The organism is Sulfitobacter sp. PR48, from assembly GCF_028807335.1.
Taxonomy (GTDB): Bacteria; Pseudomonadota; Alphaproteobacteria; order Rhodobacterales; family Rhodobacteraceae; genus Sulfitobacter.
The window spans coordinates 236,893-249,191 of record NZ_JARAMM010000006.1; the positions used below are offsets into that span (position 1 = coordinate 236,893).

10 protein-coding genes are annotated in these 12,299 nt (G+C 61.7%); 2 read left to right on the forward strand and 8 right to left on the reverse strand.

Going from position 1 to position 12,299, the window contains the following annotated elements; translation table 11 throughout:
• Positions 1-50 precede the first annotated feature (50 nt).
• Positions 51-1,283 carry a surface lipoprotein assembly modifier gene (locus PVW51_RS10385; protein WP_274574958.1) on the reverse strand — a complete coding sequence of 411 codons (1,233 nt, stop codon included), beginning with the start codon at positions 1,281-1,283 and terminating at the stop codon, positions 51-53.
• 332 nt (positions 1,284-1,615) lie between these two features.
• Between PVW51_RS10385 and hemF the strand changes: the two genes are divergently transcribed.
• On the forward strand, positions 1,616-2,497 hold the full coding sequence (hemF, locus tag PVW51_RS10390; RefSeq protein WP_269365377.1) for an oxygen-dependent coproporphyrinogen oxidase: 882 nt from the start codon (positions 1,616-1,618) through the stop codon (positions 2,495-2,497).
• Positions 2,498-2,515: 18 nt separating this feature from the next.
• Here hemF and PVW51_RS10395 read toward each other — a convergent pair whose 3' ends face one another.
• From PVW51_RS10395 to PVW51_RS10425, 7 genes are all read right to left on the reverse strand, one after another.
• Positions 2,516-3,478, reverse strand: a complete 963-nt coding sequence (locus tag PVW51_RS10395; protein WP_274574964.1) for an ABC transporter ATP-binding protein — start codon at positions 3,476-3,478, stop codon at positions 2,516-2,518.
• The gene (locus tag PVW51_RS10400; RefSeq protein ID WP_274574965.1) at positions 3,478-4,458 is read right to left on the reverse strand and encodes an ABC transporter ATP-binding protein; all 981 of its coding nucleotides are present in this window, start codon (positions 4,456-4,458) and stop codon (positions 3,478-3,480) included. The genes PVW51_RS10395 and PVW51_RS10400 overlap by 1 nt, the downstream gene beginning before the upstream one ends.
• Positions 4,458-5,420, reverse strand: coding sequence for an ABC transporter permease (locus PVW51_RS10405; RefSeq protein WP_443287880.1), 963 nt, complete (start codon positions 5,418-5,420; stop codon positions 4,458-4,460). Before PVW51_RS10405 ends, PVW51_RS10400 begins: the two co-directional genes overlap by 1 nt.
• A 1-nt stretch (position 5,421) precedes the next feature.
• Positions 5,422-6,402 carry an ABC transporter permease gene (locus PVW51_RS10410; protein WP_114272937.1) on the reverse strand — a complete coding sequence of 327 codons (981 nt, stop codon included), beginning with the start codon at positions 6,400-6,402 and terminating at the stop codon, positions 5,422-5,424.
• Positions 6,403-6,519: 117 nt separating this feature from the next.
• Positions 6,520-8,085 (reverse strand): ABC transporter substrate-binding protein, encoded by a 1,566-nt coding sequence (locus PVW51_RS10415; protein ID WP_274574967.1) that lies wholly within the window; start codon positions 8,083-8,085, stop codon positions 6,520-6,522.
• A 206-nt stretch (positions 8,086-8,291) separates the two neighbouring features.
• The gene (locus PVW51_RS10420; RefSeq protein ID WP_274574968.1) at positions 8,292-9,872 is read right to left on the reverse strand and encodes an ABC transporter substrate-binding protein; all 1,581 of its coding nucleotides are present in this window, start codon (positions 9,870-9,872) and stop codon (positions 8,292-8,294) included.
• 131 nt (positions 9,873-10,003) lie between these two features.
• The gene (locus PVW51_RS10425) at positions 10,004-10,891 is read right to left on the reverse strand and encodes a helix-turn-helix domain-containing protein (RefSeq protein ID WP_269365367.1); all 888 of its coding nucleotides are present in this window, start codon (positions 10,889-10,891) and stop codon (positions 10,004-10,006) included.
• Between the two features lie 166 nt (positions 10,892-11,057).
• Between PVW51_RS10425 and pobA the strand changes: the two genes are divergently transcribed.
• Entirely contained in the window at positions 11,058-12,242 is a 1,185-nt protein-coding gene (gene pobA / locus PVW51_RS10430) for a 4-hydroxybenzoate 3-monooxygenase (RefSeq protein ID WP_274574970.1), read from the forward strand.
• The last annotated feature ends 57 nt before the right edge of the window (positions 12,243-12,299 follow it).

The following is a 12,299-nucleotide window of genomic DNA, read 5'->3' on the forward strand; positions in this document are numbered from 1 at the left end:
TTCGAACTATCGTTATGTTAATTAAATAAAAAAACAACATCTTTGTGACCCTAGAAACGACGGGTCAGGCCAAGCGAAAGATACCGGTTCGTGTAATCCGCCAGCGGGATGTTCGAGCGGTTCCTCTCGATCCCGAACTGAACCTCGGGGGCAAATCTGCCAATGCGAAAATCCCTGTGATAGACCCGCAGGTCGACCGCAATCTTGCGATCGCTGCGCGCGGCACCGAACAGCCGGCTGACGCCGGTGCGGTCATCGGTCTCCCCGCGCAGGGTCAGGCTGGTCATCAACCCGCCGTCAAAGGCATAAAGCCCGCTTACGCTCAGCCCGCGCCGCAGGCCGTCGGTGGTCAGTTGGTCGGACGCGTTGTTTTCGACAAAGCCGGTGAAGGACAGTTGCGCGTTGCCCCCGATGGCATGGGCATATCCGACTGACAGGAAAGTCCGGTCGATATCCGCCAGCCCCCGCTTGCGAAAGGACCGCGACAGCTCGCCCCCCAGCCGCAACGTTCCCGCGTTTCCGATCCGCCGCGCGTGGTTGAGATAAAGTCCGAATGTCTCCGAATAGGGCCGGTCCGCAGAACGCCGCGTGCCCATCAGGATACCGCCATCCCAATAGCGTCCTTGCGGCGTGGTGAAGGCCAGACCCGCCCGCCCGGTCACCTGATAATCCCGCAAGGCAACTTCCGGATTATACTTGAGATAGGCATCCAGCGAGAACCGCGCCTTCAACCCCTCGCCGATTGTCGGGCCATAGCTGAACCCCGTGGTCACGATGGTGCTGACCGTGGCCTTGCCGATTGCTGTATCGTCCAGGGTCAGCGGCAGACCCCCGATCACAAGCACACGGTCCTCCGTCTGCTTGGTCCCGTTCGATTCCGGCCGCAGGTTGAAACTGAAATACCCCGACCAGACCTGCCTCGCCTCAATCGCGCCGATCATCCGCGTGACGATCTGCCTTTCCTGCGGCGTCAGGTTCGCACCACGCAATTGTTCAAGGTGGAACTTTGCCCGCCCGTCGCGACCCAGCCGGAACAGCGCCAGCGCCAGTTCAAAGCGGTATTTCTTGTTGCGCGGCTGTGCCGAGACCAGCCGTTCCACCAGCGGCAACGCCTGCGCGTGCTGACCCGCCTGCACAAGGCGCACCGCTGCCAGCCAGGTTTCATCCGGCGATTGCTGGGCGCGGGCCGGCGCGCCGCAAAGCACAAGGCAAAAGGCACAAAAGACCCCTGCCCGCCTCAGGATCCGGGTCAATGCTGCCAAAGTCATGACCGGCAAGCGCATGACGTTCCGGGAAAGCTCAATATCAAACCATGAAAGAAATTCACACCCAATCCCCCGGCGGCGTGCCGCTGTTGGCCCCCGCATCCAAGAAGCCACGCGAAATCCTGCGGCCTTGTCCGTTTTTGGCAAATTCCCCGCCTCATTCACTCCCCTCAACAGGGGAGACGCCTGCGCTAAGCGTTTGAAATGCCGGGTTTGAGGATCAGGCAGGGAAAGCTGCGACAAGATGCCAGCCCCTGCAGGCCCTTTCGCGCCCTGGTGCCGGGTGGTAATGGTTTTATCCGCCATCGCACCGATGTTACGTTGGCGCAAACAGTTCAGGTGCCACATTCATGACAGAGAATTTCCAGGCGGAGAAAACCCAGGCTGCAGCCTGGTTCCGCCAGTTGCGCGATGACATCGTGACCGCCTTCAACGGGTTGGAAGCGCGGCAGCCCGGCCCGACCCCTGCCGGACAATTCGAAGTCCGCGCCACCACCCGCACTGCCGATGACGGATCGGACGCAGGCGGCGGTGAAATGAGCGTGATGCGCGGGGGCCGCGTGTTCGAAAAGGTTGGTGTCAACATTTCGACCGTCTTCGGCACCCTGGGCGAGCGGGCGCAGACGGCGATGGCGGCGCGCAAGGGCCTGCCGGGGATGAAGGAGGATCCACGCTTCTGGGCCTCTGGCATCAGCCTGGTGGCGCATATGCAAAACCCACATGCCCCCGCCGTCCACATGAACACCCGCATGTTCTGGACCCCGCATGCCTGGTGGTTCGGCGGCGGCGCCGACCTGAACCCCTGTATCGAATATGCCGAGGACACCGCCCATTTCCACGCCGAGATGAAGCGCGCCTGTGACCCGCATGGCCCCGCTCTTTATGACGAGCTGAAAGCCTGGGCGGATGAATATTTCTACATCCCGCACCGTAAACGCGCGCGCGGAGTTGGCGGCATCTTCTATGATGATCGCAACACCGGCGACTGGGACGCGGATTTCAAGCTGACACAGGACGTGGGTGCCGCTTTCCTGCCCGCCTTCCTGCCGCTGGCGGACAAGCGGCGCGAAACCCCGTGGGACGACGCGGACAAGGACACGCAACTGCGCCACCGCGGGCTCTATGCGGAATATAACCTTGTCTATGACCGGGGCACGAAGTTCGGGCTGGAAACCGGGCACGACCCTGACGCCGTGCTGATGAGCCTGCCGCCGATGGCGAAATGGTACTGACCCTTTAGGGTCAGGCTCCTACTCGGCCATGTGGCAGGCAACCCGCGCGCCGCGCAGGGCGCGCATTTCGGGCCGTTCCTTGCGACAGATGTCCTCTGCCAGCGGGCAGCGCGGGTGATAGGCGCAGCCCGGCGGCGGGTTGATCGGATCGGGGATCTCTCCCTTGGGCGGATCAACCTCGCGTCCGAATTCACCCAGTTTGGGCGCGGCCTCCAGCAGCATCTGGGTATAGGGATGTTTGGGGTCGTCGAACAGTTCGTCCGGTGCCGCCTCTTCCACCAATCGGCCCAGATAGAGCACCCCGACCTTGTCGGAGATATGCTGCACCACGGTCAGGTCGTGACTGATGAACAGATATGTCAGCCCCAGATCGTCCTTGAGATCGCTCATCAGGTTCAACACCTGCGCCTGCACCGACACGTCGAGCGCCGAGGTCGGCTCATCACAGACAATCAGCCTGGGCTCTGACGCCAGCGCCCGGGCGATACAGATGCGCTGGCGTTGCCCGCCGGAAAACTCATGCGGAAACTTGCCCGCGTCCCGGGCCGAAAGCCCCACCTGCTCCAGCAGCTTTTCCGCCATGCCCCTGGTCTCGCCCCCGCGCGCCGCGACGGGTTCGACGATGATGTCGCGCACCCGCCAGCGCGGATTGAGCGAGGCATATGGGTCCTGAAAGATCATCTGGATATCGGCGCGCACCGCATCCACGCGGGCGGCATCGCGTTCGCGGGCCAGGTCCACATCGCGGATCTTGACCGACCCTTCGGTGGGCGGCAGCAGACCCACGAGGATCTTGCCGATGGTCGATTTCCCCGAGCCGCTTTCGCCCACCAGCGCATAGACGCTGCGTTCCTCGATGTCGAAGCTGACATCGCTGACGGCGGTCAGAAACGCCTTCTTTCGACGCTCCACCAGCCGGTTGAGCCAGGGTTTGGATACGTCGAAGATACGGGTCAGATTTGCAACCGATACCAGTGCCATCATGCCACCTTTGCGTCATGGGGCAGCGGAAACCAGCATGCGGCGCCATTGCCGTCGGCCAGATCCGGGCCAGGATCGGCGCTGCATTTGTCCTGTGCATAGGGGCAGCGGGGATGAAAGGCGCAGCCCGTCGGCAGCGCATCCAGCCGGGGCATCGCACCGGGGATCTGGTGCAACCGTGCCTTCCCGCGCGAGGCCAGCGGCGTCGACCCCATCAGCCCGTCGGTATAGGGGTGGCGCGGCGTGGTCAGCACGTCGCGCACCGGGCCAAGCTCGGCCAGCTTGCCCGCATACATCACCGCCACGCGGTCCGCCGCCTCGGCTATGACACCCATGTCGTGGGTGATCAGCATGACGGCCGTGCCCCGTTCGCGGCAAAGCGATTTCAACAGCGCGATGATCTGCGCCTGCACCGACACATCCAGCGCGGTTGTCGGCTCATCCGCGATGATCAGCGACGGCTCCGCACAAAGCGCCAGGGCGATCACCACCCTTTGCCGCATCCCGCCGGAGAATTCATGGGGATAGGAATTGATCCGCTCCCGCGCGCCGGGAATGCCGACTTCATCCAGTGCCGCGACGGCGCGTTTTTCCGCTTCGCTGCGCGACACGTCTAGGTGGGCCAGGATGGTTTCCGTCAACTGATCGCCGATGCGCAAAAGCGGGTTGAGCGAGGTCAGCGGGTCCTGAAACACCATCCCGATTTCCTTGCCCCGCAGGCGGCGCATGGCGTCCCCCTTGAGGTGATCGATCCGGGTGCCGCCCACGTGGATCTCCCCTTTGGCGATGCGCGCGGGCGGCGACAGCAGGCCGATCACCGCATTGCCCGCCATGGATTTCCCCGCGCCGGATTCACCGACGATGCCCAACACCTCGCCCCGGCCGATGTCATAGCTGATCCCGTCCACGGGCCTCAGGATCCCGTGGCGGGTGGGAATTTCGACCGTGAGGTCGCGGATGGAAAGAATGGGTTTGCTCATCACCGCAACCTCGGGTTCAGCGCGTCGCGCAGCCAGTCGCCCAGCAGGTTCACCGACAGCGCCAGCGCCAGCAATGTGACCGCCGGGAACAACAGGATCCACCATTCACCGGAGAACAGGAAGCCTTGTCCGATGCGAATGAGCGTGCCGAGCGAAGGTTGCGTGGGCGGCGCGCCAACGCCCAGAAAGCTGAGCGTCGCCTCGGCGATGATCGCCAACGCCAATGAGATCGTGGCGATCACCAGCACCGGCGAGAGCACGTTCGGCAGGATGTGTCGCACCATGATCGCGGGCGACCGCCGCCCGATAAGCCGGGCGGCCTGCACGTATTCCTTGTTCTTCTCCACCAGCGTGGCGCCCCGCACCACGCGGGCAAACTGCACCCAATCGGACAGGCCGATGGCGATGATCAGCACCCAGATCGCCATCTGGTCGCGGTTCTCCACCGGGGTGACCCCCTTGGCGATGCCAAAGATCAGCATCGCGACCAGGATCGCCGGAAAGGTAAGCTGCACATCCGCAATGCGCATGATGATTGTCTCTGTCCAGCCGCCGACATAACCCGCCAGCAGGCCAAGCGTGATGCCGAGGATCATGGCAAACAGCACCGCTGCGGCCCCGACAAAAAGCGAAATGCGCATCCCGTAAAGGATCGTCGAAAACACGTCGCGGCCCTGATCATCCGTGCCCAGCCAGAATGTATCGCCGGTAAAGGCATTCGGCGTCATTGGCCGGGAAAAGCCGTTCATCAGGTTCAGCGATGCCGGATCGAATGGATTGTAAGGTGCCACCAGCGGGGCAAAAATGGCGGCAAGCACCATGATCACCACCACGGCAAAGCTGATGATCGCCACGGGTGAGCGTTTGAACGTGTAGAAAAAATCGCTTTGCAGGGCGATGCTCAGCCGCGACGGGTCTTTGACCACGATGGGCATATCGGGGGGTACTTGCCTGTCCGTCATCTCAATGCGCCTTTGTCCGGTCCGCCCGCAGGCGGGGATCAATGGAGAAATACAGCAGGTCCACAATCAGGTTGATGCCCACAAACATGACGGAAATCAGCATCAGATATGCGGCCATCACCGGGATATCGACGAACTGGATCGCGTTGATGAACAGCAGGCCGACGCCCGGCCACTGGAAAACGGTCTCGGTGATGATGGCAAAGGCGATGATGCTGCCCAGCTGCAGGCCGGTGACCGTGATCACCGGCACCAACGTGTTCTTCAGCGCGTGGCGAAAGTTCACCGCCCGCTCCCGCAGCCCCCGCGCACGGGCAAAACGGATATAGTCCTGGCGCAGCACCTCCAGCATCTCGGAGCGCACCAGGCGCATGATCAGTGTCATCTGGTAAAGGCCCAGCGTGATCGAGGGCAGGATCAGCGCCTTGAGCCCGGATTCGGTGAGGAACCCGGTGGTCCAGCCACCCACCCGCACCGTTTCGCCGCGCCCGAAGCTGGGCAGCCAGCCCAGTTCGACGGAGAACAGGTAGATCAGCAATATCCCGATCAGGAAGGTCGGCAGGGAGACCCCGATCAGCGACAGCGACATGATCGCATTGGCGGCAAACCCCTCTCTGCGGATGGCGGTGAAGACGCCCAGCCCGATGCCCATGAAAATGGCGAGAAAGCCCGAGACTGCCGCCAGTTCCAATGTGGCCGGGGCGCGTTCAAGCAGGATGTCGGCCACGGGCCGCCCCTGCCGGTAGCTGATGCCAAAGTTGCCTTGCACGGCGTTGCCGAGAAACTTGACGTATTGCACCGGGAACGGCTGGTCGAGACCCAGCTGGCCGCGCAACCGGTCGATGTCGGCCTGGGTGCGCTCCTGACCCAGCATGTTGTCGATGGGGTCCCCGACGAAGCTGAACATCGAAAAGGCCACCAACCCCACGACCAACAGGACGAGGGCGGATTGCGCGATACGTTGGATGATGAAAGCAAGCATTGATCGAGTGGACTATCTGTAAAGCCGGAGGTCAAGGATTACACGGCGGAAGCCGGGAATTTGCCGGAATACGCAACCCCGCTCTGTCTGGCAAGACGACATTCCGGCCCTGCCTGTTCAGTTCACTGTCACCCAGCGCAGGATAAAGAAGTTGTCAGGCCGCTGGGTCAGCTCGACATTCGCCTGCGCACCCCAGATCAGCGGCTGAACATATAGCGGCACATAGGCCATTTCTTCCTGCAGGATCCCCGCGACCTCGTCCAGCATCGCCTGCCGTTTCGGCTCGTCAATCTCGGACTGGATCAGCGGCAGCAATGCGTCCACCCGCGCGCTGGAATAGCCGCCAAAGTTCCATGACCCCAGTTTGGCTTCTTCGTCCGGCGTGGCAACCAAGAACCGGATCGGATGTTCGGCGTCGAAGGTGCCCGGGGACCAGCCCAGCAGGAACATGTCATAATTGTCGGCACGCAATTCGGGCCAGTAGTTCTGTACCGGCATCGCATCCAATGTTGCCCGCAACCCCACCTGCGCCAGCATCCCGGTGACCGCCTGGCAGACGGATTCGTCGTTCAGGTAGCGGTCGTTGGTGCATTTCAGCCCAAAGGAAAAGCCGTCGGGGTAGCCAGCCTCGGACAGCAATGCGCGGGCCTGATCGGGGTTGTAGACCGGCCGGGGCGCCAGTTCATCGCTATAGCCGCGCATCGCCGCGCTGACCAATTGGCTGGCCTCCTCGGCATTGCCGCGCATGATGGTTTGCAGGATGGCTGGCACGTTGATGGCATGGGCCACCGCCTGGCGCACCCGCACATCGCCAAAGGGGTTCTTATCCGTCGTTTCGGTCGAGAATTTCAGCCTGTCGGCCTCATGCGGGAAGCCCAGCATCATGACCCGCGCCTCGATCCCCTGGATCACTTTCACATCCGGGTTCTGCTTCAGCCTTTCAGTATCCTGGATCGGCACCGGGTTGATAAAGTCGATGTCCCCCGACAAAAGCGCCGCCACGGCGGTCGCCGGGTTCTGGATCGGCGTCAGTTCCGCCCGGGTGATGTTATGCGCAGCCTCGTCCCACCAGCCGACGAAGGGTTCCAGCACGGTACGCAGACCCGGTTCGCGCGCAGTGACACGGAAGGCGCCGGTGCCATTGGTGTTCAGCGTCGCGAAGTTGCCGTTTTCCTTGTCGGGGCGGCCCGTATCATGCGCTGCTGCCCAGCCACTGTCGAGGATCATCCAGTTGGCGATGCTGTCGGGAAAGATCGGATTGGGCGAGGTGGTCATGATGTCGACGGTATAATCATCGACGACCCTGACCTCGGACACCGGCGCGAACCAGCTTGAGGTATCAGCCTGTTCGGAACTGGCGCGTTCGTAGGAAAACAAAACGTCCTCAGCCGTGAAATCACTGCCATCGTGAAACTTGACACCCTCCCGCAGGTGAAAGCGCCAGCCATCGCCCGCGCCGATGGGCTCCCATGAGGTGGCCAGGGCAGGCTCGATCTCCATCTCCTTGTTGCGGCGCACAAGGCCCTCATAGACGTTGTTGAGAAAACCCAGCACCGCAGCGGAATTGACCGCATGGGGGTCCATCGTCTGCGGATCGGTGGTTTCGGCCCAGGTGAATTCCTTGGCCATGGCGGGGGCAGTCATGCCCAGGCAAAGCGCAAGCGCCGTGGTCAGTCTCAGCATGGCGGGTTCCTTTCGGGCATGGATGGCAACAGTCAGGCTAACGACTGCGACGACAGAAGCAATCGGAACCTGCCGGGCTCACAAAGGTGTCATGGGACAAGTCCCGCCCGCCCGGTGTCAAAAGACAGGGGCACAAAAAAGGGGCGGCACCCCGGCACCGCCCCCTTGTCGTTTGTCACGCTATAGCGTTTCGAGAAACGCTAGATTCAGTTCATCGTGAAATACTTGACCTTGGGCTGGTCCTCGGGATCGACCTCGATCCCGACACCCTCCGTCATGCCCCAGTTCAATACCTGGTGGTGGATCGGGATATAGAGCGTCTCGTCCTGCACAACCCGCCAGATCTCGGCGATGTCGGCATTCCGGGCTTCCAGATCGGTGTTGGAGGCGAGGCTCTTGATCTTGGCATCCAGATCGTCGTTGTCATAGCCGGTGCCGTTCCAGGTGCCGATATCCCCTTCACGCCCGTGCACCAGGAAGTTGAAGATATATTCGGAATCGTAGGTCGGCACACCCCAGCCCAACATGTAAAAGTCGGTCTTGCCGTCGGTGATCAGCGGGAAGTGCTGCGCCTTGGGCTTGGCATCCAGATTAACGCGCACGCCGATCTGGCCCAGCATGCCGACAGCAGCCTGGCAAATCGCCTCGTCGTTGACATAGCGGTCATTCGGGCAATCGAGACGGATCGAGAAACCGTCGGCATAGCCGGCCTCTTCCATCAATGCCTTGGCACCTTCGATGTCGGTCTTGGATTCCGCGTCCATTTCCTCGGTCCAGCCGTTGACGAAGGGCGGTGCGATCATGCCGGCGGGCTGGGATTGCCCGCGCATCACCACCTGCTGGATGGCGTCGCGGTTGATTGCCATCGACATCGCCTTGCGCACGCGCACGTCGGCCAGCGGGTTCTTGCCTTCGACGTTGTCGGCCTCGATATCGTCCGCGCCCATGTTCATGCCAAAGAAGATCACCCGGTTCTGCGGGGCCTGCTTGACCACGAGGCCGTCGGCGCTGTTGACGCGCTCAAGATCCTGCACCGGCATATCCTGAAGGAAATCCACCTCACCCGACAACAGGGCGGCAACGCGGGTCGCGGCGTTCTGGATCGGCGTATAGACAATTTCCGTCACTTCCAGCGGGAACTGGTCCTTGCCCCAGTAGTCCTCGTTCAGTGACATGACCGTCTTTACGTCCTGCTCCCGGCTTACCAGCTTGTAGGGGCCGGTGCCGTTGGTGTTGGTGGTGGCATAGGTCAGTTCGCCGCCCTCGAAGTCCTGCACATCAACGGTGTTGTTCGCCTCGGTCCAGTCCTTGTCCATGACGAACAGGTTGGTCAGGTTGGACGGCAGGATCGGGTTCGGCCCATCCGTGACCATCTCGACCGTGTAATCGTCCACTGCGCGGACCTCGGTGATGGAGTTGATCAGCTCTTTCATGTCCGAATTCTCGGTCATGGCGCGATTAAAGCTGAACACGACATCCTCAGCCGTGAAATCAGCGCCGTCGTGGAACTTGACCCCTTCGCGCAGCTTGAAGACCCAGACGTTCGGATCGTCCTCCTTGGGCGCCCATTCGGTGGCCAGGGCAGGCTCGAACGCGCCGGTGGTGTCGCGGATGAGCAGCGGCTCGTAAATCTGGTGCCGGATCGTATGTGTCGGCCCTTCGTTCTGGGCATGGGGGTCGAGGGTCAGCGCATCGCCGGACCGCGCCCATCTCAGCGTCTCGGCCTGGGCCAGCGCGGTTGTGGACAAAAGCAATGCCGTGGACATCAGTGTAAGCGTCTTGGTCATTATGAACTCCCGATATTTTTCTATTCCGACAGTGTTTTCCAGTCAGGTCTGATTGGCAACCCCGAACTGCGGAGGGCGCGCGGCGGCCGCCATCTGCCGCCCCCGCACAGCGCTTGGCAGTGGAACTTCGGCTATCCGTTGTCCTGTTGCCTCCGGTACATGCCCGGCGTCAGCCCGGTGTCCGACTTGAAGGTGCGGCTGAAATAGCCGGCATCGGCAAAGCCTGCGCGCGCGGCGATGTCAGCCATGGAATGACGGGTGAATTCCAGCAGATGCTTTGCCTCGACCAGACGGCGCTGGCGGATCACTGAATTGGGGGTAGCGCCAAGGATGCGGCGGCACAGGCGATTGAGATGTGCGGTCGAGACTCCGATTTCGCGGGCATAGGCGCCAAGCGTCATCGCACTCGCAAAATGTTCCTCGACCGCCGCACAAAATGCCTGCGCCTGCTTTTCATGCAATGTCTGTTCCTGCCGCGCAGGCAATGTCCCTAAAGGACGCGCCTCGCTCCGGTCGCTCTCAAGATAGATCAGCATCAGACGGATCAGTGTTTCAAGCAAGACCGCGCGCCCGGTCCCGAAGTTGCGCAGGGCCTCGCGCAACTGGCCCATCAGCATGTCTATCACCGCGAAATGGGGGGCATCCGGTTCGGGCAGCACCGCACCACCGGTATCGGCAAACCGCCGGATTCGCGCGATATTGTCGTCATCCAACAGGGCCAGTCGCAGGCTGATCACATCGCCTTCGATGTCCGGGGGAAACCGGAACCCATGCGCCAGACCCGGCGGGACCACCAGGATCACCGGCCCGGCGCTGCGAAAATCCATATCGCCAAGGCGCGTGAACACACCCGGCGTCTGGAACAGGAAAACCTGCGCAAGCCTAGAGTGGCGGTGCAGCCGGATGTTCCAGTCATGTTTCATACTGCGTTCTACGATGGTCTCATGATGCACCGGATCCGCGCGGGTACCCGCCAGATATTCACCATAAAGTTCATATGTCGGAACGGTATCTGGCAAGGAAACTACCTTTTCCGGAGCTTTTCCGCCCCTATCAGCGCCACTTTGATCGGATAGTACAAAAATTGGTTGCTGCTGTCCATTCGGCGCCCTGCAATTTGCGTTATGATTGCCCGGATAAGGCCGCGCCTGATCGGCTTTTTGATGAAACAACAAAGGCCGCGCGATGACCCGTACCATCAAAACATCCGTCTGTATCATTGGCTCCGGTCCCGCCGGATTGTTGTTGTCGCAGCTGCTGGCCAATGCCGGGATCGACACTGTCGTGCTCGACCGAAAGGACCGCGTCTATATCGAAGGGCGCATCCGCGCCGGCGTGCTGGAACAAGGGACAGTCCAGGCTCTGGAAGAAGCCGGTGCCGCCGAGCGCCTGCACCGCGAAGGGCTGCCGCACGACGGGTTTGAGCTGGCCTTTGACGGCGACCGGCACCGGATTGACCTTGCCGGGCTGACGGGCAAGACGGTGATGGTCTATGGCCAGACCGAAATGACCAAGGACCTGTTCGACAAACGCACGGCCGAGGGGCAACAGTTCTTTTTCAATGTCGATGACGTGGTGCCGACCGACCTCAAGTCTGACCGACCTTCCGTCCATTTCACCCATGACGGCGCAAAAATTGTTGTCGAATGTGACTATATCGCAGGCTGTGACGGATTTCATGGTGTCTCCCGCCAGGCGATCCCGGCTGACGTGCTGAAAACGTTCGAGCGGGTCTATCCCTTTGGCTGGCTCGGCATCCTGGTGGAAAAGCCGCCCCTCGCGCATGAACTGATCTATGCCAACCACGAACGCGGCTTTGCGCTGGCCTCCATGCGGTCCAACACCCGGAGCCGGTACTACATTCAATGCGATGTGAACGACGATGTGGCGCAATGGTCCGATGACCGCTTCTGGGAGGAATTCGCCACGCGCCTTGGCCCGGAAACTGCAGCCAACCTGCAAACCGGCCCGTCATTCGAGAAAAGCATCGCGCCGCTGCGGTCTTTCGTGGCCGAACCGATGCGCTATGGCAATCTGTTCCTGGCTGGCGATTCCGCCCATATCGTACCGCCGACCGGGGCCAAGGGCCTGAACCTTGCCGCTGCCGATGTTCGCATCCTGCACCGTGCGCTGGTGGCACATTACAAGGACAACAACGACAGTCTCATCGACAGCTACTCCGAAACCGTGCTGCGGCGGGTCTGGAAGGTCGAACGGTTCTCCTGGCAGCTGTCCACGCTGATGCACCAGTTCCCCGAGAATTCGGAATTCGAAAAACGCATGCAGCGGGCCGAGTTCGATTATCTTCGCAGCTCAGAGGCCGCATCACGCGCCATTGCAGAAAACTACGTCGGCCTGCCGCTCGACTGATCCACCGGGGCGGGCCGCCACAAGCGCCCCGCCCGGTCTGGCATCTCACATCAAACA